The sequence below is a fragment of the Streptomyces sp. NPDC046303 genome (assembly GCF_055588085.1).
This window is the reverse complement of sequence record NZ_JBVJFA010000028.1, coordinates 73,244-94,996: the sequence shown is the minus strand read 5'-3', so window position 1 is coordinate 94,996 and position 21,753 is coordinate 73,244. Positions and strand designations below refer to the sequence as shown.

Genomic DNA, 21,753 nt, shown 5'->3' with positions numbered 1-21,753 from the left:
CGATCTGGCACAACCGGGCCAACGGCACAGCCATCACACGATCACTCATCGCCTACGACCACTGACGAAGACTTCGGACTTACTCGTCTAGGGGGTGGGGGCGTCTGGTGGATCAGGGCCAGAGCAGCTCGCGCACCCACTCCCCGGCCGGATCGCGCCGGTAGCGCAGCCGTACGTGCCGGCGCGCGGCATCGCCCTGGAAGAACTCCACCTCGTCCGCGTCCAGCACGTACCGCGTCCAGGTCGGTGCCGGAGCGTCCGGCTCGGCCCCGGCCCGCTCCCAGGCCTCCGCGGAGGCGCGTACGAGCTCCTCCCGCGAGCCGAGCACCTCGCTCTGGCGGCCCGTGAGCGCGGCGGCGAGCGCCCCGCGCGAGCGGACCGCCAGGTCCGCCCGGCTCTCCTGCGGCCCGCACGCGCCGACCCGGCCCCGCACGCGCACCTGGCGCCCCACGGTGGGCCAGTAGAACGCGAGCGCGGCCGCCGGCTGCCCCGCCAGCTGCACGCCCTTGGCGCTGGTGGCGTGCGAGGCGAAGTGCCAGCCGCGCTCGTCGGCGTCGTGCAGCATCAGGACCCGCACGTCGGGCCGCCCCTGCCCGTCCACGGTCGCCAGACACACGACGTGCGGCTCCACCTGCCCCGCCGAGACGGCCTGCACGAACCACTCCCGGAACAGCCCGAGCGGCTCCCCCGGCGCGCTCCCGGCGTCGAAGCCGGGAAGCGGGACGTCCCAGACGCGCAGGGAGTGCAGGGCGGCACGGAACGCATCGGCGGTCGTCTCGTTCGTCATGCCGCGAGCCTAGGGGGTGTGGCCGAAGGGTTCACGGGGGGCGCCCGGCGCGCGAGCGGCGTTCAATGGACGTATGCGACGCAACAGCAAGCGCAGGGGGCTGGCAGTGGTCGCAGGGCTCGCCCTGGCGGCCCCGGCCGTCGCCGCCGCACCGTCGCCGAGCCCCGGCGGCTTCGACGTGACGGTGGCCCTGGACAAACTGGACACGCAGGTGCGGGACGGCATGCGGCGCACCGGGGTACCCGGTGTGGCGGTGGCCGTGGTCCACGACGACAAGGTCGTCTACCTCAAGGGCTTCGGCGTCCGCAGCACCGCCTCCCCGGGCCAGAAGGTCGGCCCGGACACCGTCTTCCAGCTGGCCTCGGTCTCCAAGCCGGTGGCCGGCACCGTCCTGGCGCAGGCCCTCGGCGCCGACGGCTTCGACGCGCCGCTCAAGGGCATCACGCTCAAGGACCCCTGGGTCAGCTCGCACGTCACGGCGGCCGACCTGCTCTCGCACCGCTCGGGCCTGCCGGACCACTCCGGCGACCTCCTCGAGGACCTGGGCTACGACCAGTCGTACATCCTGTCCCACCTGCGCTACGAGCCCCTCAGCCCGTTCCGCACCAGTTACGCGTACACGAACTTCGGCTTCACCGCGGCCGCCGAGGTCGTCGCCAAGGCCAAGGGCGTGCCCTGGGCCAAGCTCTCCGAGGACCTGCTGTACAAACCCGCCGGGATGAACCACACCAGCTCCCGCTTCAGTGACTACGCGAAAGCGGCCGACCGCGCCCTGACCCACGTCAAGACCGGTGACGGCACCTGGAAGCCGGTCCACGTCCGCAACGCCGACGCGCAGACCGCGGCCGGCGGCGTCAGCTCCAACGCCCGGGACATGGCCCGCTGGCTGCGCCTCCAGCTGGGCGGCGGAAAGATCGACGGCCGGCAGGTCATCAACAGCGAGGGCCTGGCCGAGACCCACGTCCCGCACAGCATCAGCCAGCCGCCCGCCGAGCCCAACGCCCAGCCCGCCTTCTACGGCCTCGGCTGGAACGTGCGCTACGACGACCGCGGCCGGCTGCGCCTGAGCCACGCCGGCGGCTTCGCACTCGGCGCCAACACCAACGTCACCCTGGTCCCCGCCGAGAAGCTCGCCATCGTGGTGCTCACCAACGGTGCCCCCGTCGGCCTCCCCGACGCCCTCGCCCTCGGCTTCGTCGACACCGCCGAGTACGGCAGGCCCAGCCGGGACTGGCTGCCCCTGCTGGCCGAGGTCTACAAGCAGCAGCTCGGCGAGGGCCGCTCGAAGACGGACTTCGCCAAGCCGCCCGCCGACCCGAAGCCGGCCCGCGCGGACGCCGCGTACACCGGTACGTACGACAACCCGTTCTACGGGCGGGCCACCGTCACCGCCGGCCCGGACGGCGAGCTGGTGCTGCGCCTGGGGCCGAAGCCGACGGGCTTCCCCCTCACCCACTACGACGGGGACACCTTCAGCTTCGAGACGGTCGGCGAGAACGCCATCGGCCGCACCGGGGTGACCTTCACCGACGGCAAGATGCGGGTGGAGTACCTGGACGCCAACGGCCTCGGCACCTTCCAGAAGGCCGGCTAGGGGGTGTCTGACGGAGGTCCGCAGGGTCACCCGCGGCCCAGGATCACCGTCCCGGACGAGCAGAACCAGCCGCCCGTGCCCGAGGCCAGGGCCACCTCCGGCAGGCGGCGGCCGCCGCCGCCGCGTTTCGCGACCTGCCCGGGACCGGCCTCGCCGCGGAGCTGGCGGACCGCTTCGACCAGGAGGAACAGGCCGCGCATGCCCGGGTGGCAGGCCGAGAGGCCGCCGCCGTCCGTGTTGACCGGGAGTTCCCCGTCGCGCAGCAGCCGGCCCTTCTCCACGAAGGCGCCGCCCTCGCCCTTCGCGCAGAAGCCGAGGTCCTCCAGGGTCACCAGGGTCATGTACGTGAAGGCGTCGTAGATCTCGGCCACGTCCACGTCCGCCGGGGTCAGGCCCGCCCGCGCGAACGCGATGCGGCCCGAGACCGCCGCCGGGGAGACCGTGAAGTCCTCCCACTCCGACATGGTGGTGTGGGAGACGGACGTACCGGTGCCCAGGATCCACACCGGGGCCTTGGCCGTGTCCGGGACGTAGTCCTCCGCCGCCAGGAGCACCGCGCAGCCGCCGTCCGAGCGGATGCAGCAGTGCAGCTTCGTGAAGGGGTCCGCGATCATCTCGGAGGACAGGACGTCGTCCACCGTCAGCGGATCGCGGAACATCGCGTCCGGGTTCGTCGCCGCGTTCGCCCGCGCCTGCACGGCCACCGAGGCGAGCTGCTCCAGCGTCGTCCCGTACTCGTGCATGTGGCGGCGGGCGGCCATCGCGTACTTCGAGATCAGCGTGTGGCCGTACGGGACCTCGAACTGCAGCGGCCCCCGCGCCCCGAAGGAGAGGTTCGAGGTGCGCCGCCGGGCCTTGATGTCGGCGCGGGCCGTGGACCCGTAGACCAGCAGCACGGCGTTGGCGTGCCCGGCGGCGATCGCGTCCGCCGCGTGGGCCGCCATGACCTCCCAGGTCGAGCCGCCCACCGAGGTGGAGTCCACCCAGGTGGGGCGCAGGCCCAGGTACTCGGCCACCTCGACCGGCGCGAGCGTGCCGAGGCCGGCCGAGGCGAAGCCGTCGATGACGGAGCGGTCGAGGCCGGAGTCGGCCAGGGCGCGCCGGGCGGCCTGCGCGTGCAGGGCGTACGGGGTGGGGCCGTCGACCCGCCCGCAGTCGGAGAGCGCGACACCGACGACCGCGACCTTCCGGCGCGGGCGGGCGGCGGGCGGGGGTCCGGGTGTGAGTCCAGGCATGCCGGAACCGTACAGCTGACGCAGCGTCAGTTTCTAGACCTGCGCCGCCCGGCCCCGAGCATCCGCCGCCGCCCGGCCCTGTGCATCTGCCGCCGCCCGCCCTAACATGACGCCCCGTCAGTTTCGCCCCCCGGCTGTCGCTGGGAGGTGCCTCCAGGAGGAGCCCGACGATGGATGCCGCCTTCACCGCGGAGCAGGACGAGATACGCCGCACCCTGCGCGAGATCCTGGGCAAACGCTGCGGCCCCGACGAGGTCAAGGCCGCCGCCCGCACCGGCGCCGGACACGACCGCGACTTGTGGCAGCAGCTCGCCCAGCGGCTCGGGCTGCCCGGCCTCGCCGTCGCCGAAGAGTACGGGGGCGTCGGCTGCGGCCCCGCCGACCTGGCGCTGGCCTGCGAGGAGACCGGACGGGTGCTGCTGCCCTCGCCGCTGCTCGCCACGGCCGCGCTCTGCGTACCGCTGATCACCGCCCTCGGCAGCCCGGCCCAGCGCTCCGAGCTGCTCCCGCCGCTGGCCGCCGGCGGGCTCACCGCCGCCCTGGCCGTCCCCGGCCCGGCGCTGGCCACGGCCCTCGCGCTGACCGGCGACAACGCCGCCGGCCCGTGGTCCGGCGGCGGCCGCGCGGGCGGGGTGCAGGCCCGCGCCGCCGCCGGAGCGGACGGCGGCTGGCGGCTGTACGGGGAGGCCGCCCAGGTGCTCGACGGGCACAGCGCCTCGCTGCTGCTGGTCGCCGCGCACACCGGCGGCTTCGCCCGCAGCCGCACCCTCCTCTTCCTCGTACGGGAGGACGCGCCCGGCCTCGTACGGGAACGGCAGACCACCCTGGACGAGACCCGCCCCCAGGCCCGGATCCAACTGCGCGACGTACCGGCCGAGTTGCTGGGCAGCGAACAGGACGACGTGCTCGAGGCCCTCGCCGCCACCGGCCGTACCGCCGCCGCCGTGCTCGCCGCCGAGGCGGTCGGCGCCGCCGGCCAGGCGCTCGCCCGGACCGTGGAGTACGTGGGCCGGCGCGAGCAGTTCGGCCGGGCGATCGGCTCCTTCCAGGCGGTCAAACACCGCCTCGCCGACCTGTACGTGCAGGTGGAGGCGGCCCGCTCGGCGGCCTACTACGCCGCCTGGGACCCGCGGCAGGGAGCCCTCGCCCTCGCCCAGGCCCTGGAGGCCCTGCGGACGGCGGCGGCCGAGGCGATCCAGCTGCACGGCGGCATCGGCTTCACCTGGGAGCACGACGCGCACCTCTACTTCAAGCGGGCGGCGGCCGACGAGCTGCTGTTCGGTCCGGTCCACCGGCTGCGGGCGTACGCCGCGGACCGCGCGGGCCTGTTCACCCCGCCCGCCTCGCCTGCGCCCGAGTCCGCACCTGCGCCCGAGTCCGCACCCGCGTCCGTCCCCGCGTCCGCGCCCGTTTCCGAGAAGGTGGCCGTCTGATGGCTCGCGTGGCCCCCGGCGTCAAGCTCATGCAGAAGGTCTCCTCGACCATGCTGTTCGCCAAGATCGCACCGCACTTCATCCCCGCGCTGGACAAGGCGGTGCACAGACTGACCCGCGGCAAGGTCATCCTCAGCGCCCAGATGCTGCCGGGTCTGATCCTCACCGCCAAGGGCGCCAAGACCGGCGAGCCGCGCACCACCCCGCTCGCCTGCATGCCGGAGGAGGACGGGGTGAGCTGGCTGCTCATCGGCTCCAACTTCGGCCGGCCCGGGCACCCGGCATGGACCGGGAACCTGCTCAAGCACCCGGACGCGTCCGTGAGTTGGAAAGGCCGCGACATCGCCGTACGGGCCCGGCTGCTGGCGGGGGAGGAGCGTGCGGAGGCGTGGCGGGCGGTGCTGGGGTTCTGGCCGCCCTACGCGACGTACCAGGCGCGCATCGAGCGCGAGATCAGGCTGTTCCGCCTGGAGCGTCGCTGATCACAGGCGGTCGGGGGCATCGGTGCCGGGGCGGCGGACCCTCTCCAGGGCCCGCCGTCACTTGGTCGGCTTCTTGCCCGTGATGCCGAGGTGGACGAGCAGCGCCAGGTTCGGCTTGAGCTCGGCCTGCTTGACGCCCCAGGTCGTGAACCCCTTCTGGTGCGAGGCGACCGCGGCCAGCATCGCGACCAGCGAACCGGCCATCGCCGCGGGGCTCACGTCCTTGTCGACCTTGCCCTTGGTCTGGAGCTCCTTCATCGACTCCGTGAGGGAGTTGGTGACGGAGTTGAGGATCTTCATGCGGATCTTGTAGAACCGCTTGTCGCCCTCGGCCGCGCCGAGGTCGACGACCCGCAGGATCGCGTCGTTGCGACGCCAGAAGTCCAGGAAGCCTTCGACGAGTTCCTCGGCGGCGGTCCAGCCGGACTTGCCGACCCAGGTGCGGCCCTCGACGAGCTGCGTCAACTGCGCGCCCTCGGTGGCCATTTCCTCGGCGATCTCCAGGACGGCGCCCTCGACGTCCGGGAAGTACTGGTAGAAGGTCGCGGGGGAGGTACCGGCCTTGCGCGCGACGTCGATCACCTTGACGTCGCGGTACGGCGAGGAGCTGAGCATCTCGCTGAGGCAGTCGAGCAGCTTCTGCCGCGTCGCCTGGCCGCGCCGGCCGGCGACACGCCCGTCGACGGTGCGTACTTGTCCTGTCATGCCGTCAGCTTACCGAGGGGTGATCGGCGCGCTATTCGGCCGCCTGCAAATGGGGTTACGGGGTCCCTGGCCTGGACCGGAGCCGGTCCGCACCGGCCGCGGGGGCGGAATCCGGCCGGATCCGCGCCGGCGCTCGCCCGGGATCCGCGCCGGCGCTCGCCCCGGACCCCCGCCGGTGCCGGCCCGCCCGCGTGGGGCGCCCGCTTCCTCTGCGTTTCCCCCGAATAGTCTTATCAACAGGCTGTGGACAAGTTTTCGGGCGGACCATGGCTGGGAGAGGTGGGATGCGTGGGAGAGGTGGGACGGTACACACCCCCGCACAACGGAAGGAACCGGGCTCATGGCCGCATTCGCGGAAGGCGCACCCTGCTGGGTGGACGCCTCACTTCCGGACGTCGAGGCGGGCAAACGCTTCTACGGTGAGCTCTTCGGCTGGACCTTCGGGGACAGCGCCGGCGCCGAGTACGGCCACTACACCCAGGCCTACAGCCGCGGCCGCAACGTCGCCGCCCTCGCCCCCAAGCCCGACGGCCGGATGCCCACCGTATGGGGGATCTACCTCTACACCACCGACGCCTACGCCTGCGCCCAGCGCATCCGCGCCGCCGGCGGCCAGATGGTCATGGACCCGATGCCCGTCGGCCCGTACGGGACCGCCGCGATGGCCGCCGACCCCGGCGGCGCCGTCTTCGGCCTCTGGCAGCCCGGCACCCACCACGGCTTCGAGGCCCAGCGGGAGCCGTACACGTACTGCTGGAGCGAGGTCTACACGCGCGCCCGCGATGCCGTGGACGTCTTCTACGCCAAGGTCTTCGGCTACGTTCCCGAGGACCAGAACGACGCCGGCGTCGAGTACCGCGTCTGGTCCCCGCCCGGCAGCGCGCCCGGCAGCGACACCGCCGTCCTCGGCCGCAGCCTGATCACCGACGCCTTCCCGGAGATCATGCCCGCCCACTTCCTCGCCTACTTCGCCGTCCCCGACTGCGACCAGTCCGTGGCGATGGTGCAGCGGCTCGGCGGCCGCGTCACCGCCGAGCCCTTCGACACCCCGTACGGGCGCATCGCGGTCGTCGCCGACAATCAGGGGGCGGTCTTCGGGCTCCTCTCGGAACCCCGGACGAGGCTGCCGGCCTAGCGGTGGCCCGGCGGTGGCCCGGCGATGGCCCGGCGGGCGCGGCGCACCGTGGGCGACAGTGGGCTATCCCACCCCCGTACGGCTCGCCGTGCCGGGGCCGGACCGGGCGCGGGCCTGACAGAATCGGGGTTGCGCGACCCGGGCGGCGCCCGGAGTGAGACGCTGCACGGGGCCGAGGCCCCGTACCGGCGTCGCGTGCCGGTGGAAGCGGGCCCGGAGCGAGGGCCCGTACGGGGAGTGTGGAGGCGAGTGGTGGAGCAGCTGACGCAGCACGACCCGAGACGGATCGGCCCCTTCGAGGTGCTGGGACGGCTCGGCGCCGGCGGCATGGGGCTGGTCTATCTCGCGCGGTCCGCGTCCGGACGGCGGGTCGCGATCAAGACGGTGCGCACCGAGCTCGCCGAGGACCAGCTGTTCCGGGTGCGCTTCACCCGCGAGGTGGAGGCGGCCCGGGCCGTGTCCGGCTTCTACACCGCGGCCGTGGTCGACGCCGACCCGCGCGCCGCCGTGCCGTGGCTGGCCACCGCCTACGTCCCGGCGCCCTCCCTGGAGGAGATCGTCAACGAGTGCGGGCCCATGCCCGCCCAGGCCGTGCGGTGGCTCGCGGCCGGCATCGCCGAGGCCCTGCAGTCCATCCACGGCGCGGGCCTGGTCCACCGCGACCTGAAGCCGTCCAACGTGCTCGTCGTCGAGGACGGGCCGCGCGTGATCGACTTCGGTATCGCGAGCGGGGTCTCCAACACCCGCCTGACCATGACGAACGTCGCCGTCGGCACCCCCGCCTACATGTCTCCCGAGCAGGCCAAGGACTCGCGCAGCGTCAAGGGCGCCAGCGACGTCTTCTCGCTCGGCTCCACGCTCGTCTTCGCCGCGACCGGGCACCCGCCGTACCACGGGGCCAACCCGGTGGAGACGGTGTTCATGCTGCTGCGCGAGGGCCCCAACCTGGAGGGCCTGCCCGCCGAGCTGCGGCCGCTCATCGAGTCCTGCATGCAGATGGACGCCGCCCTGCGGCCGACCCCGGCCGACCTCCAGGCGCAGCTCGCCCCGCACCTCTTCGACGGCGGCGACGACAGCGGGACGGCCTCGGCCTGGCTGCCCGCGCGGGCCGTCGCGATGATCGAGGCCCGCCGGGCGGGCAACCGCACGCCCGCCGCGGCCGTGCCGGTCCCCGCGCCCGGCCGCGACGGCGGAGCCGGAGCAGGCTCCCGGGGGCCGATCTCGGGCCCCGCCACGCACCGCCGCCCGCGCGGCGCCGAGGCGTGGGTGGACCCGCGCACCGGACAAGCCGTGCCGCAGCGCCCGCACCACCCGCCGATGTCCCCGGCCCCGTCGGGCGAGCCGGTGCTGCTCGCCGGCTCCCCGGTGCCGATCGGGCCCGGCCCGCGCGCGAGCGCCTCGGCGCCCGCCGGGCACGCCGCCGCCGACTCGGCGACCGGCTGGATCCGCCCGCCGGGCGGCTCGGCGGCCGCCCCCGCCGTGCTGGCGGCCGTACCGTCCCCCGCCCCGGCCCCGGACAGCGGCCGCTGGCGGCCCTGGCGCTTCCGCATGTCCAACGACGTCTGGGGCACCCCCACCGTCGCCGGCGATCTGCTCTACGTCACCTCCTTCGAGGTGCACGCCCTGGACGTGGCGAGCGGGCGCCGCCAGTTCAAGACCCGCGACGTCGCCTGGTCCATGGCCGTCGCCGACGGCCGCATCCACGCCTCCGACGGCCCCTCCCTGTTCGCGCTCGACGCCTCCGACGGCTCCGAGCGGTGGCGGGTGTCCGCCGACGCCTGGGTGTACGCCCTGCGCGCGGACCGCGGCACGGTGGTCACCGCCACCCGCGGCGGCGGCGTCCAGGGCTGGGAGGCGTCCAACGGCCAGAAGCTGTGGGAGCTGACCGGCGCGCAGACCGACTTCGAGACCCCGGAGGCGGCCCCCGTCCTCCACGACGGCACCGTGTACGTGTGGCAGGACGCCCGGCTGCGCGCGCTCGACGCCCGCAGCGGCCGCGAGTCCTGGTCCTACCCGGTCGGCGACGCGGCTTCCTGCGGGAACGTCCCCGTACGGGTCACCCCGGCCCCCGACGGCAACGTGTACGTCGCCGCCGGCACCCGCGTGCTGTCCGTGGACCGGGCCTCGGGCCGGGTCCGCTGGCACTTCGAGGCCCCGGCGGTCTTCCTGGCGCCCCCGGCCTTTGCGCCGGGCGCCGCGGTCACCGGCGGCGGGGTCTACCTCGCCGACTACCTGGGCACCGTCTACGCCCTGGACGCGGCCACCGGCCAGGACCGCTGGCGCATCGCCACGGAGGCGCGCACCTCCCCGGACCCGGTGCTCGTCGCGAACGGCAACGTCCACCTGGGCGCGGGCAGCGCCCTGTACACGCTCGACGCGGTCACCGGCACCCCGAAGTGGCGGTTCGCGGCGGGCGGCGAGATCACCGGCCTCCCGGCGGTCGCGGACGGCCGGGTGCACTTCGGCTCGGCCGACCACTGCCTGTACACGCTGGACGCGGCGGGCGGCCAGCTGCGCTGGAAGCTGGCCACGGGCGGCGAGATCACCGGCGCCCCGGTCGCCGACGCGGGCGTGGTCTACGCGTGCAGCAAGGACCGCTGCGTGTACGCCCTGGACGCGGCGAAGGGCACGGGCACCCGTACGAGCGGCTGAGGCGGCCCGGACCGCGTCCCCTCGGGTGGTCCCGGTGACCTGCGTTTCGCACCGGGGCCGGACGGCGAACGGCCCCGCCGGGTAGCGCACGGCACCGGGAGTGACAGGATGGACCCCATGAGCAACGTCTACTTCGACATCACCATCAACGGCGAGCCCAAGGGCCGCATCGTCTTCAACCTCTTCGACGAGGTCGTCCCGAAGACCGCCCGCAACTTCCGCGAGCTGTGCACCGGCCAGAACGGCTACGGCTACGCGGGCTCCGGCTTCCACCGCATCATCCCGCAGTTCATGCTGCAGGGCGGTGACTTCACCAACCACAACGGCACCGGTGGCAAGAGCATCTACGGCGAGAAGTTCGAGGACGAGAACTTCCAGCTGAAGCACGACCGCAAGTACCTGCTGTCGATGGCGAACGCCGGCCGCAACACCAACGGCTCGCAGTTCTTCATCACCACCGTCCTGACCCCGTGGCTCGACGGCAAGCACGTCGTCTTCGGCGAGGTCGTCTCGGGCCAGGAGCTCGTCGACCAGATCGAGGCCCTGGGCTCGCAGTCCGGCGCCCCCAAGGGCAAGGTCGAGATCGCGGCCTCGGGCATCGTCGACGCCGCCTGATCAGCACCCGCCAGTACGGCCGGTCGGCCCCGCCCCCTCCCGGGGCCGGGGCCGCCGCCGTGTCCGGCGCCGCCTGGTAGCGTGACCGGCCGTCTGTCCAACGGGAGGGGTTCGGGCCATGGCGGCTGCGACGGGACGTCACATCAGGATGACCGCGGTACTGGTGACCGTGGTGTTCGCGCTGACCGGTTTCTCATCGACCGGCGGCGGCGGTAGCGGGAGCGGAAAGAGCTCGGGCAAGAGCAAGAGCAGCAGCAGCGGAGGCGGCTGCTCCAGCTCCAAGAGCAAGAAGAGCCACAGCAGCGGCAACGGCAGCACCAGCAGTGCCAGTCCGTCACCGAGCAAGACCTCCCCGCCCGCCCACGCCGTCGTCGTCACGTGCGCCGGCCCGGGCAGGAGCGAGGCCGTCCTCAAGGTCACCTCCGACGTGTCGGCGACGCGGACCGTGGACGTACCGCTGACCTTCCAGGGCGCGAACGGCGCCGTCGACCGCACCTCCGTCCGGGTCACCCTCAAGGGCAAGGAGACGCAGACCGTCACCGTGCCGATGGTGCAGGGCGGCAAGGCCGCCGAGGTGCAGAACTGCCTGGTCGGCCGGATCGGCTAGTGCCGTGCCGTGCCGGGGGCCGCGGGCCGGCCCCGGGTGCCAGGCCCCCCTCAGCGGATCCGGGGCTCCGGCTGCTGCCGCCGGCCCGCGAACAGGTCCGCCTGCCGCTCCGGGGGCAGGTTCCCCAGCGCGATCAGCGCCGGGGCCTGGGCCAGCGCCTGGTGGAGCGCCGCCTGTTTCGCCGACCACAGCGCCCGTACGGTGCCCTGCACGGCCTCGGTCGGGAAGCCGGCCAGGGTGGCGGCGGCGCGCACGGCCGTCTCGAGCAGCTCCCCGGGCCCGGCCAGCTCGGAGACCAGGCCGATCTCGTACGCCCGCCGCGCGGAGAGCCGCTCCGCCGTGCCCATCAGCGACATCCGGGCGGCCTCCCCGAAGGGCATCCGCTGCGCCATGTACACGGCCTCGTAGGCGCTGACCATCCCGTACGAGGTGTGCGGGTCGAAGTAGGTGGCGCGGGAGGAGGAGATGACGAACTCCGCCTCGCCCAGCAGGTAGAAGGCTCCGCCGCAGGCCATGCCGTTGACCGCGGCGATCACCGGCTTCCACAGGTCGTTGGCCTTCGGGCCGATGGAGACCAGCGGATCGTCGACCGAGTACGGGGACCCCGGCTGCGCCACCTCCACCCCCCGGTCGATGCCCGTGCAGAAGGCGGCCGTCCCGGCGCCCGTCAGGACCACCGCCCGCACCTCGTCCGCGAACCGGAACTCCCGCCACACCGCGGCCAGTCCGGCCGCCGTCTCCAGGTCGATCGCGTTGTGCCGGTGCTCCCGGTCCAGGGTGACGACCGCGACCCCGCTCGCCTCGTCCCGCTCCACCCGCAGCGTCATGACTTCTCCAGGATCCAGCGCGGCACCGCCACTCCGCCCGTGTCGGTGAACACCACCTGCACCCGCGCCCCGATGCGCAGCCGGGCCGGGTCGACCGAGTTCAGCGGGGCGCCGGCAGAGGCCACCAGGTTTCCGGCCAGCCGGATGTGCGGGGCGTCGGCGAGCTCCACCAGGATCACGTTGTACGGGGCCTGCGCGGCGTACGCGGGCAGCAGCGGCGGATACGGCCGGACGTAGGACCAGATGCGGCCGCGGCCGCTCATCAGCTGCCACGCGGAGTCGAAGGACTGGCAGTGCGGGCAGCAGGGGCGCGGCGGGAAGCGGAGTCTGCCGCACGCCGTGCAGGCCTGGACGCGCAGTTCGCCGCGGGCGGCGTACTCCCAGAAGGGGGCGCCGTCCTCGTCGGGGACGGGGAGCAGGAGCGATTCCTCGGCAGGGGTGGCGGCGGTCATGATCAGCTCCTCAGCAGGATCGCGGACGTCGGGACACCCTCGCCCGCCGTCACCAGGCAGGTCGCGGCGTCCGGCACCTGGGCGGTGGAGGTGCCGCGCAGCTGCTTGACGCCCTCGTTGATCAGGTTGAAGCCGTGCACGTAGGCCTCCGACAGGCCGCCGCCCCCGGTGTTGATCGGGAGCCGGCCGCCCATCTCCAGGGCCCCGCCCTCGGTGAAGGCGGCGCCTTCGCCGCGCCCGCAGAAGCCGTAGCCCTCCAGCGAGAGCGGGATCAGCGGGGTGAAGGCGTCGTAGATCTGGGCGACGTCCACGTCCTGCGGCCCGAAGTCGGCCTGCTTCCACAGGTGCCGGGCGGCCGTCCAGGCGGGCCCCGACAGGGGGTCGTCGTTCCAGTAGTTGACCATGCCGTGGTGCTGGGCCGGCAGGCCCTGGGCGACGGAGTGGAGGTAGACCGGCTTCTGGCGGCAGTCCCGGGCCCGTTCGGCGGAGACGATCACGCAGGCCAGCGCCCCGTCCGTCTCCAGGCAGTTGTCGAAGAGGCAGAGCGGGTCGCTGATCATGCGGGAGGTCATGTACATCTCGCGGGTCAGCGGGCGCTTGTACATCATCGCGGCCGGGTTCTCGTTGGCCCGGTTGCGGCAGGCCATCGCCACGTTGAAGAGGTGGTCGCGGGTGGCGCCGTACTCGTGCATGTAGCGGCGGGCCAGCATGCCGATCTCGTCGGCCGGGCGCAGCAGGCCGAAGGGACGGGTCCACTGGCCGGGGGTGGGCAGCTGGACGGCGGTGTTCTTCCAGGGGCGGGGGCCCGAGCCGCGCTTGCGCGAGCGCCAGGCGACGCCGACGGTGGCCTGGCCGGTGGCCACGGCGGAGGCCAGGTGGCCGACGGTCGCGCAGGAGCCGCCGCCGCCGTAGCCGACCTTGGAGAAGAAGGTGACGTCGCCGGCGCCGATGGCCTTGGCGACCTCGACCTCGTCGGTCTCCTCCATGGTGTAGGAGGCGAAGGCGTCGACCTCGGCGGGCTCTATGCCCGCGTCGGTGAGGGCTGCCAGAATGGCCCGGCAGGCCAATTCCTTTTCAGACTGCGGCAGTTGCTTGGCAAAGGCGGTCTGTCCGATGCCGACTATCGCCGTCGCGTCCTTGAGCGTTGCCGCCATCGCCACCTCCGGGGGTGCACCAGTACTGACAGCCGCGAAGGCTACAGCTAATCTGACGGATAGTCAGCTACTGGGGTTCGGGTTCGGGGAAGGGTGACACGCCATGACCGGAAACGGGCACGAGGACGGGCGCGAGGACGGGCGCGAGGACGGGTTCGATGCCCTCCGGGGCGATCTGCGGTGGAGGACCATCGCCGGGCTCGTGCGCGACGCCGCGGCACGCTTCGCCGACCGCGAGGCCGTCGTCGACGGCCGCGTGCGCGTGGACTACGCCCAGCTCGGCGAGCGCGTCGAGCGGGCCGCGGCCGCCTGCATCGCCGCCGGTGTCGAACCGGGCGACCGGGTCGCCGTCTGGGCCCCCAACACCCTCGAGTGGATCGTCTCCGCGCTCGGCGCCGTCTCCGCGGGCGCGGTGCTCGTCCCCCTCAACACCCGTTTCAAGGGCACCGAAGCCGCGTACGTCCTCCAGCGCAGCCGGGCCCGGCTGCTCTTCGTCACCGGCACCTTCCTCGGCACCTCGTACGTCGCCTCCCTGCGCCGCGCCGCGGCCGAGGGGCCCGGCGGCGGACCGCTGCCCGGCCTGCCGCACCTCGAGCAGGTCGTCGTCCTCGCCGAGGACGCCCCCGAATCCTTCCGCACCTGGAAGGACTTCCTGGCGGGCGGGGACCGGGTACCGGCCGACGCCGTCCGCGAGCGCGCCGGGGCCATCCCCGCCGACGCCCCCTCCGACATCATCTTCACCTCCGGCACCACCGGCAGCCCCAAGGGCGCCGTCATCACCCACGCCCAGTCCCTGCGCTGCTACGACGTGTGGAGCGAGCTCGCCGGACTGCGCGAGGGCGACCGCTACCTGATCGTGAACCCCTTCTTCCACACCTTCGGCTACAAGGCCGGGATCATCGCCTGCCTGATGCGCGGGGCCACGATGGTCCCGCAGCCCGTCTTCAACGTGGACACCGTCCTCGCCAACATCGCCGCCGAGCGGATCTCCGTACTCCCGGGGCCGCCCACCCTGCACCAGTCCCTCCTCGACCACCCCCAGCGCGACCACCACGACCTCTCCGCCCTGCGCCTGGTCGTCACCGGCGCGGCCGTCGTCCCGCTCCAGCTGGTCGAACGGCTCCGCGGCGAACTGCGCATCGCCACCGTCCTCACCGCGTACGGGCTCTCCGAGGCGAGCGGCCTCGTGACCATGTGCCGCCGCGGCGACCCGGCGGCGGTCATCGCCGAGACCTCGGGACGGGCCATCCCGGACACCGAGGTGGTGATCCGGGACGCGGAGGGGCGGCCGCAGCCGGCCGGCCAGGTCGGCGAGATCGCCGTCCGCGGCCACCACGTCATGCGCGGGTACTTCGAAGACCCCGAGGAGACGGCGAAGGCGATCACTCCCGACGGCTGGCTTCTCACCGGCGACGTGGGCTTCATGGACGCGGACGGCAACCTGCGCATCACCGACCGGATCAAGGACATGTTCATCGTCGGCGGGTTCAACGCCTACCCCGCCGAGATCGAGCAGCTCCTCGGCCTCCACCCGGACGTCGCGGACGTCGCGGTGGTCGGCATTCCGGACCCGCGGCTCGGCGAGGTCGGCAAGGCGTACGCGGTCCGCCGCCCCGGCTCCACCCTCACCGCCGACGACCTGATCGCCTGGTCCCGCCGGGAGATGGCCAACTACAAGGTCCCGCGCGCCGTGGAGTTCGTCACCGAACTGCCCCGCAACGCGAGCGGCAAGGTCCTCAAACGCGAGCTGCGGGCCCGCTGAGTCAGGGGACGAGGCTGCCCAGGTCGATGGCCGCGGGGAAGGGCACCGACACCTTCAGCCACTCGCGGTGGATCCCGGTGGCGGTAGCGGGTGCGGTCGGGGTCGTAGGCGACCGTCGCGGCCAGGATGTCCGGCTCGGGGCGGCTCCTCTTGTCGAGCTTGACGGTCATCTCCCGTGCGATCTCGATACCCTTGGGCGCAGCTTCCTCAAGGGTCACCGTCAGCCTCTGGACGAGCTTGGAGTGCCAGTTCCGCTGCGGGGACACCATGAAGATCAGTGCCCCGTCGATGAGCTCGGTGTGCCGGGGAGCCTGGGGCCAGTGATCGAGGTCGTCCGCCTCCCAACCGCTCGGGCGGGGCGGGAGCATCCAGTCGGGGAGCTCCGCTGCCATGGTTTCCTCCAGAGGGTCCCGGGCCGGCCTACTCAGCCAAGTCCTTCCGCACGGGCTCTCGGCGTGACCGCCCACCCTTGCGGGCCAGCACCAGCCGCCAGCGCGGTGCCCCCGAGGGCTGGCGGCCGAAGTGTTCCAGGGGGACGGTCTCCACCGTGAAGCCGGCCGCCCGCAGGTCGGCGCGGACACCGCCCAGCGGGAACGTCCGGTAGTACATGACGAAGGGCGGCCGCCACACCGCGTTGCGCACCCGCATCGCCGCGTCGAAGCCCGCCACCGCCCACCACAGCGGGTGGCTCGGCGGGATCGGCGCCCCGATCGGGAAGGCGAAGACCCCGCCCTCGCGCAGCGCCGCGTGGACCCCGGAGAAGAGGGCCGGCCGCTCGGAGGGCAGGAAGTGGCCGAAGGCTCCGAAGCTCACGGCCAGGTCGTAGGAGTCCCCGAGCTCGGGCGGCAGGGCCCGCGCGTCGGCCCGTACGAAGTCCGCGCGCGGGCCGGGATGGGCCCGCCGGGCCTCGGCCAGCATGCCCGCGCTGAGGTCCACGCCGGTCACGCGCTCCCGGCACAGCCGCAGCAGCATGCCGGTTCCGGCGCCCGTGCCGCAGCAGACGTCCAGCCCGGCACCGAAGGAGCCCTCCCGCTGGGCCAGGGTTTCCTCGACGGCGTCGAGCATCCGGTCCGGGGTGCGGAAGGGCGTGTGGTCGAACTTCGGCGCGAGCAGGTCGTAGCCGCGCTCGACGGAGGAAAGGGCCTGCACGGCGAGTTCCCGGACGCTCGGCCCGTGGCTGGTGAACACGGCTCCAGCCTAGTGCGGTGGCCGGCGGTGGCCGGCGGTGGCGGGCGGTGGCCGGGGATGAAGCGGCGGGCCGGACGCGGGCATGCGACGGCGACCGCGGTGGCTCCCCCTCCGGGCCACCGCGGCCGCCGTCCCCCCGTGCTCCCCCGTGTTCCCCCGTGTTCCCCCCGTACGTCCCCCGTACGTCCCCCGTACGTTTCAGGCGGCGCGCTACGGGCGAGGAGTGGACGCGTGGTTGTCCAGCGTCTGGATTTCCTCGTCCGACGCGGGCTTGTCGAGAGGCTTGATCTCGATCCCCGACGCGTGGTTGTCCAGGGTCTCGATATCGACGCCCGAGGCGTGGTTGTCGAGCGGCTTGATGTCGCCGTTGTTCGGCAGGATGTTCTCGTTCGTCGTCATCGGATCTCCTGGTGGATGGGTAGGGCCCGTTCGGCGATTCCCCCGCGGACCGCCGAACGGGTAGTCCTCCAACCGACCCGGTTGCCCCCCGACGCGCCGGGTCGATGCACTAATAGTGGCGCGGGGCGATAAACGAACGATGAACGCCTCGTTCATCGGACGTCACCGCAGGTCACCATGGCTAGGGGGTGTCTGACGCAGGTCCGTGGCGTCGCGATGCCCGGCACGCACTCTCGCCGCACCGGCCGAAAGCCCACGTACGTCCAGTACGCGGGCATCCGGCCGGCACGCCGAGAGCATGCACCGGACACCGCTCCTTCACCACGGACCTCCGTCAGACACCCCCTAGGCCGCGACCTCGGACGCCAGCAGGGCCCGGACCTCGTCCAGTTCGGCCGATCCCAGCTGTGCGAACACGGCCTCCGCGTCCCGCCAGCAGGCCCGCGCCCGGTCCGTCTGCCCCAGCCGCCGCAGCGCCTTGCCCAACACCGTCAGCACGGTCGCCCGCCGCCACTCGCCGCCGATCCCGCGCAGCGCGATGGCCTGCTCGGCGTGCGAGGCGGCCAACGTCGGGCGGCGCGCCGCCAGATGGGCCTCGGCGAGCCGGAAGTGGGTCACGCCCTCCCACAGCGGCTGGCGGTTGTCGTGGAACAGCGACAGCGCCTCCGTGAGCTGCGTCAGGGCCTCGCCGAGCCGGCCCGCCTGGGTGAGGGCGATGCCGAGCGCGTAGCGGCCGTTGGCCAGGCGCAGGGTCAGGCCCATCCGGTCGTAGATGGCGATGCCCTGCTGCGCGAGGTCTATGGCGCTGGTGAGGCGGCCCAGTTCCACGTGGATGCGGGAGAGGTTGCACAGCGCGCTGGCCTCGCCCACGTTGTTGGCGTCGGCCCGGAAGCCCTCGATGGCCTCCAGCAGGTAGCGCTCGCCGTCCGCGTACCGGCCCTGGTAGAGGGCGATGATCCCGCGGTCGTTGGGCGCCCAGCAGCTGGGCAGCGGGTCCCCGGCCTCCCGGGCCAGCGCCGTGGCCTGGCGGGCTTCGTCGTCGGCTTCGGCGAACCGGCCCGCGACCAGGTGCACGTTGGTGAGCGTGGTGCGGGCCCGGCCCTCGGCGTACGGGTCCTTCGCGGCCTGCGCGGCGTCGCGCAGGGCGACGGCGGCCGACTCGTACTGCTTGGAGTTGGCTCCCGACTCGGCCAGGTCCTTCGCCGCCCACAGCAGGTCCACGGCCCGGCGCAGGACGAGCGTCTCGCCGCCCCGTACGGACGCCTGCCGGACGCACGCCAGCAGCGGGTCCGCCTCCGCGTACAGCCAGTCCAGGGCGGCGCGCGGCTCGCCGAAGACCAGCCCCGGGTAGTGGGTGTCGGACAGGTGGGCGGGGAGCCGGTCGCCGGGGCGTTCCAGGGCGTACACCCCGGAGGCGGTGGCCAGGTAGAAGTCCAGCAGCCGGTCCAGGGCGGCGTCGCGCCCGCCGGCCGGCTGCTCGTCGCGCTCGGCGCACGCACGCGCGTAGAGGCGTACGAGGTCGTGGAAGCGGTAGCGGCCGGGAGCGGCGGATTCCAGGAGGGAGCAGTCCACCAAGGCCTCGAGGAGGTCCTCGGTGTCGTGCTCCGGCAGGTCCAGTACGGCGGCTGCCGCCGAGAGGGAGATGTCGGGCCCGTCGGCGAGGCCGAGCAGCCGGAAGGCGCGCTGCTGGGCCGGCTCGAGCTGGCCGTAGCCCAGCTCGAAGGTGGCCTTGACGGCGAGGTCGCCGGCCTGGAGCTCGTCGAGGCGGCGGCGTTCGTCGGCCAGCTTGGCGGCGAGGACGGAGACGGTCCAGGTACGGCGGGCGGCGAGCCGGGAGGCGGCGATGCGGATGGCGAGCGGCAGGAACCCGCAGGCGCCGACGACGTCGAGGGCGGCCTGGCGTTCGGAGCGCACGCGCTCCTCGCCGACGATCCGGGTGAAGAGCTGGAGGGCCTCCTCGGGGCTCATCACGTCGAGGTCGACGAGATGGGCCCCGGCGAGGCCCGCCATGCGGACCCGGCTGGTGACCAGGGCGGCGCAGCCCGCGGTGCCCGGCAGCAGCGGGCGGACCTGGGCGGCGTCGCGGGCGTTGTCGAGGAGGACCAGGACGCGGCGCCCGTCGAGGGTGGAGCGGTAGAGCGCGGCGCGGTCGGCGGGGGAGTCCGGGATGGCGGTGTCGGGGGTGCCCAGCGCCCGCAGGAAGGAGCCGAGGACCGCCTCGGGCTCGGCGGGGCGGGGCTCGGTGCCCTGGAGGTCGACGTAGAGCTGGCCGTCCGGGAAGTGCGGGCGGGCGGCGTGCGCGACGTGCACGGCGAGGGTGGTCTTGCCGACGCCGCCGATCCCGGCGAGCGCGGAGACCGCCATGACCTGGCCGTCGGCGCCGCCCGAGAGGATGGCGCCGAGCTCGTCGACGAAGCTGCTGCGGCCCGTGAAGTCGGGGACGGTCGCGGGGAGTTGGGCGGGGCGTACGTGGACGGCCGCGGCGGCCGGGGCCGGGTCCTCGGCGCGGGCGAGGTCGGCGTCCGCGTTCAGGATGCGCTGCTGGAGGGCGGCCAGCTCGGGGCGGGGGTCGACGCCGAGCTCGTCGGCGAGGAGCCGGCGGGTGTCGGCGTAGACGGCGAGGGCCTCGGCCTGCCGGCCGCTGCGGTAGAGGGCGAGCATGAGCAGTTCGCGCAGGCGTTCGCGCAGTGGGTGGGCGGCGGTCAGCGCGGTGAGTTCGGAGACGGCCTCGGCGTGGTGGCCGACCTCCAGGTCGAGGTCCAGGCGGGTCTCCACCAGCTGGAGGCGCCATTCGGCGAGCCGCGTCCGCTCGGTCTCGGCGGCGGGGCCGGGAACTCCGGCGAGGGGTTCACCGTCCCACAGGTCCAGCGCGCGGGCCAGCAGCGTACGGGCCAGCGCCCGGTCCCCGGCCTCGCGGGCGGTCTCGGCGTCGGCGACCAGGCTGCGGGCGACGCCGAGGTCGAGGGTGGCGGTGGAGCGCAGCCGGATGGCGTAGCCGCCGGCGTCGGAGACGAGCAGCCCGGGGTCGAGGACCTTGCGCAGGCGGGAGGCGTAGGTCCGGATGGTGGCCAGGGCCTGCTGCGGCGGGTCCTCGCCCCAGATGGCGTCGATGAGCTCGGGCGCGGTGGCGGTACGGCCGTCGCGCAGCAGCAGCGTGGCGAGCAGGGCCCGCTGCTGGGGGGTGCCGGAGGGCAGCGCGTCGGCTCCGCGCCAGGCGCGGATGGGGCCGAGTACGGCGAAGCGGCAGGGGTGGGGGATGGGGGGTCCGGGTGTTGCCCGGACTGTCTCGGGGTGGTTCCGCGGGCGTGGGATGGCCGGTACGCCGTCCATCTGTCGTCCCCCTGCCTTCCGTCGGTGTAAGGGTCAGTCTGCCCTGTCTTGCGCGTACACGTCAGCCCGTCCCGGACCGAGAGGTTCCTGATCCGGGCCCGACCGCCGTCCAAGTAGCTGACGGCTCGTCAGATCGGCGCTACCGTAGCGGGTATGGAGACCTTCCCGAAGATCATCTCGGTGGACGACCACACGGTGGAGCCCCCCCATGTCTGGCGGGACCGCCTCCCGTCCAAGTACAAGGACACCGGCCCCCGCGTCGTCCGCGCCCCCTTGAAGGAAATGACCTTCCTCGGCGGCAAGTTCGCCCCCGTGATGGGGGCCCAGGGCGACGACGGCCCGATCGGCGACTGGTGGGTGTACGAGGACCTGCACCGGCCGCTCACCCGGCTCGACACGGCTGTCGGATACGACCGCGACGAGATCAAACTGGAAGTCATCACCTACGAGCAGATGCGCCCGGGGTCCTTCTCGGTTCCCGAACGCCTCGCGGACATGGACGTCAACCACGTCCAGTCGGCGCTCTGCTTCCCGACCTTCCCGCGCTTCTGCGGCCAGACCTTCACCGAGGCGGCCGACCGCGAGCTGGGGCTGCTGGGCGTACGTGCGTACAACGACTGGATGGTGGAGGAGTGGTGCGGCCCGGACGCCCGCGGCCGGCTCATCCCGCTGACCCTCATCCCGCTGTGGGACGCCGGCCTCGCGGCCGCCGAAGTCCGCCGCAACGCGGCGCGCGGGGTGCGCGCGGTCGCGTTCTCGGAGATACCCCCGCACCTCGGCCTCCCGTCCATCCACACGGACTACTGGGACCCCTTCCTCCGGGCGTGCGACGAGACCGGCACGGTCATCGCCATGCACATCGGCTCCTCCAGCCGCATGCCGTCCACCTCGGCGGACGCCCCGCCGGCCGTCGGCTCCACCATCACCTTCGCCAACTGCTGCTTCTCGATGGTCGACTGGCTGATGAGCGGCAAGTTCGAGCGCTTCCCCCGCCTGAAGATCATGTACGCGGAGGGCCAGATCGGCTGGATCCCGTACATCCTGGAGCGCGCGAACGTGGTCTGGGAGGAGAACCGCGGCTGGGGCGGGGTCGCGGACAAGGTGCTGCGCCCGCCGTCGGAGCTGTTCGCGGAGCACGTCTTCGGCTGCTTCTTCGACGACGCCTTCGGCCTGAAGAACCTGGACTCGATCGGCGTCGGCAACGTCCTCTACGAGACGGACTACCCCCACTCGGACTCGACCTGGCCCAAGTCCCGCGAGGTCGGCGAGGCCCAGATGGGCCACCTGGCACCGGACGTGGTCGACCGCATCGTGCGCGGCAACGCCATCGACCTGCTGGGCCTGACGGAGGACGGCCTGTGGGCGGGACCGGGGGCGTAGCCGGGGCTGAGCCCCC

The 21,753-nt window shown here is 73.4% G+C and carries 19 protein-coding genes; 9 read left to right on the top strand and 10 right to left on the bottom strand.

Features of this window, described 5'->3' with window-relative positions; all coding sequences use genetic code 11:
• Window positions 1–112: 112 nt before the first annotated feature.
• Window positions 113–787, bottom strand: coding sequence for a pyridoxine/pyridoxamine 5'-phosphate oxidase (locus tag ACZ6I1_RS26365; protein ID WP_469291137.1), 675 nt, complete (start codon window positions 785–787; stop codon window positions 113–115).
• A gap of 73 nt (window positions 788–860) precedes the next feature.
• Between ACZ6I1_RS26365 and ACZ6I1_RS26360 the strand changes: the two genes are divergently transcribed.
• The gene (locus ACZ6I1_RS26360; RefSeq protein ID WP_469291135.1) at window positions 861–2,381 is read left to right on the top strand and encodes a serine hydrolase; all 1,521 of its coding nucleotides are present in this window, start codon (window positions 861–863) and stop codon (window positions 2,379–2,381) included.
• Window positions 2,382–2,407: 26 nt separating this feature from the next.
• On the opposite strand, the gene ACZ6I1_RS26355 is transcribed toward ACZ6I1_RS26360, so the two are convergent.
• The gene (locus ACZ6I1_RS26355; RefSeq protein WP_469291133.1) at window positions 2,408–3,616 is read right to left on the bottom strand and encodes a thiolase C-terminal domain-containing protein; all 1,209 of its coding nucleotides are present in this window, start codon (window positions 3,614–3,616) and stop codon (window positions 2,408–2,410) included.
• Between the two features lie 170 nt (window positions 3,617–3,786).
• Between ACZ6I1_RS26355 and ACZ6I1_RS26350 the strand changes: the two genes are divergently transcribed.
• Window positions 3,787–5,049 (top strand): acyl-CoA dehydrogenase family protein, encoded by a 1,263-nt coding sequence (locus tag ACZ6I1_RS26350; protein WP_469291132.1) that lies wholly within the window; start codon window positions 3,787–3,789, stop codon window positions 5,047–5,049.
• The gene (locus ACZ6I1_RS26345; protein ID WP_469291130.1) at window positions 5,049–5,531 is read left to right on the top strand and encodes a nitroreductase family deazaflavin-dependent oxidoreductase; all 483 of its coding nucleotides are present in this window, start codon (window positions 5,049–5,051) and stop codon (window positions 5,529–5,531) included. The genes ACZ6I1_RS26350 and ACZ6I1_RS26345 overlap by 1 nt, the downstream gene beginning before the upstream one ends.
• 57 nt (window positions 5,532–5,588) lie before the next feature.
• Here ACZ6I1_RS26345 and ACZ6I1_RS26340 read toward each other — a convergent pair whose 3' ends face one another.
• A complete protein-coding gene (locus tag ACZ6I1_RS26340; protein WP_469291128.1) occupies window positions 5,589–6,236 on the bottom strand; it encodes a TetR family transcriptional regulator in 648 nt (215 codons plus the stop codon).
• 340 nt (window positions 6,237–6,576) lie between these two features.
• Between ACZ6I1_RS26340 and ACZ6I1_RS26335 the strand changes: the two genes are divergently transcribed.
• The 4 genes from ACZ6I1_RS26335 (at window position 6,577) to ACZ6I1_RS26320 (ending at window position 11,245) form a co-directional block, all read left to right on the top strand.
• On the top strand, window positions 6,577–7,371 hold the full coding sequence (locus tag ACZ6I1_RS26335) for a VOC family protein (RefSeq protein WP_469291126.1): 795 nt from the start codon (window positions 6,577–6,579) through the stop codon (window positions 7,369–7,371).
• A 249-nt stretch (window positions 7,372–7,620) separates the two neighbouring features.
• The gene (gene afsK / locus ACZ6I1_RS26330) at window positions 7,621–10,023 is read left to right on the top strand and encodes a protein serine/threonine kinase AfsK (protein WP_469291124.1); all 2,403 of its coding nucleotides are present in this window, start codon (window positions 7,621–7,623) and stop codon (window positions 10,021–10,023) included.
• A 117-nt stretch (window positions 10,024–10,140) separates the two neighbouring features.
• Window positions 10,141–10,638, top strand: coding sequence for a peptidylprolyl isomerase (locus ACZ6I1_RS26325; protein WP_469291123.1), 498 nt, complete (start codon window positions 10,141–10,143; stop codon window positions 10,636–10,638).
• A gap of 118 nt (window positions 10,639–10,756) precedes the next feature.
• Window positions 10,757–11,245 (top strand): hypothetical protein, encoded by a 489-nt coding sequence (locus ACZ6I1_RS26320; RefSeq protein WP_469291121.1) that lies wholly within the window; start codon window positions 10,757–10,759, stop codon window positions 11,243–11,245.
• A 50-nt stretch (window positions 11,246–11,295) separates the two neighbouring features.
• Here ACZ6I1_RS26320 and ACZ6I1_RS26315 read toward each other — a convergent pair whose 3' ends face one another.
• Genes ACZ6I1_RS26315 through ACZ6I1_RS26305 form a run of 3 tightly spaced genes read right to left on the bottom strand, consistent with a single transcriptional unit; the run spans window position 11,296 to window position 13,678 of the window.
• Window positions 11,296–12,072, bottom strand: coding sequence for an enoyl-CoA hydratase/isomerase family protein (locus ACZ6I1_RS26315; RefSeq protein ID WP_469291119.1), 777 nt, complete (start codon window positions 12,070–12,072; stop codon window positions 11,296–11,298).
• Complete coding sequence (locus tag ACZ6I1_RS26310) at window positions 12,069–12,524, bottom strand: Zn-ribbon domain-containing OB-fold protein (protein ID WP_469291117.1); 456 nt, start codon at window positions 12,522–12,524, stop codon at window positions 12,069–12,071. Before ACZ6I1_RS26310 ends, ACZ6I1_RS26315 begins: the two co-directional genes overlap by 4 nt.
• Window positions 12,525–12,526: 2 nt before the next feature.
• The gene (locus tag ACZ6I1_RS26305) at window positions 12,527–13,678 is read right to left on the bottom strand and encodes a lipid-transfer protein (protein WP_469291115.1); all 1,152 of its coding nucleotides are present in this window, start codon (window positions 13,676–13,678) and stop codon (window positions 12,527–12,529) included.
• A 103-nt stretch (window positions 13,679–13,781) separates the two neighbouring features.
• On the opposite strand from ACZ6I1_RS26305, the gene ACZ6I1_RS26300 reads away from it, so the two are divergent.
• Window positions 13,782–15,440, top strand: coding sequence for a FadD3 family acyl-CoA ligase (locus tag ACZ6I1_RS26300; protein WP_469291113.1), 1,659 nt, complete (start codon window positions 13,782–13,784; stop codon window positions 15,438–15,440).
• Here ACZ6I1_RS26300 and ACZ6I1_RS26295 read toward each other — a convergent pair.
• The 4 genes from ACZ6I1_RS26295 to afsR form a co-directional block, all read right to left on the bottom strand.
• Window positions 15,350–15,808 carry a Uma2 family endonuclease gene (locus ACZ6I1_RS26295; protein ID WP_469291145.1) on the bottom strand — a complete coding sequence of 153 codons (459 nt, stop codon included), beginning with the start codon at window positions 15,806–15,808 and terminating at the stop codon, window positions 15,350–15,352. The genes ACZ6I1_RS26300 and ACZ6I1_RS26295 overlap by 91 nt on opposite strands.
• A 52-nt stretch (window positions 15,809–15,860) precedes the next feature.
• Window positions 15,861–16,628 carry a class I SAM-dependent methyltransferase gene (locus ACZ6I1_RS26290; protein ID WP_469291111.1) on the bottom strand — a complete coding sequence of 256 codons (768 nt, stop codon included), beginning with the start codon at window positions 16,626–16,628 and terminating at the stop codon, window positions 15,861–15,863.
• 210 nt (window positions 16,629–16,838) lie between these two features.
• Window positions 16,839–17,027 (bottom strand): hypothetical protein, encoded by a 189-nt coding sequence (locus ACZ6I1_RS26285; RefSeq protein WP_469291109.1) that lies wholly within the window; start codon window positions 17,025–17,027, stop codon window positions 16,839–16,841.
• A 345-nt stretch (window positions 17,028–17,372) separates the two neighbouring features.
• On the bottom strand, window positions 17,373–20,357 hold the full coding sequence (gene afsR / locus ACZ6I1_RS26280; protein WP_469291107.1) for an SARP-family global regulator AfsR: 2,985 nt from the start codon (window positions 20,355–20,357) through the stop codon (window positions 17,373–17,375).
• A 153-nt stretch (window positions 20,358–20,510) separates the two neighbouring features.
• Between afsR and ACZ6I1_RS26275 the strand changes: the two genes are divergently transcribed.
• The gene (locus ACZ6I1_RS26275; protein ID WP_469291105.1) at window positions 20,511–21,737 is read left to right on the top strand and encodes an amidohydrolase family protein; all 1,227 of its coding nucleotides are present in this window, start codon (window positions 20,511–20,513) and stop codon (window positions 21,735–21,737) included.
• The last annotated feature ends 16 nt before the right edge of the window (window positions 21,738–21,753 follow it).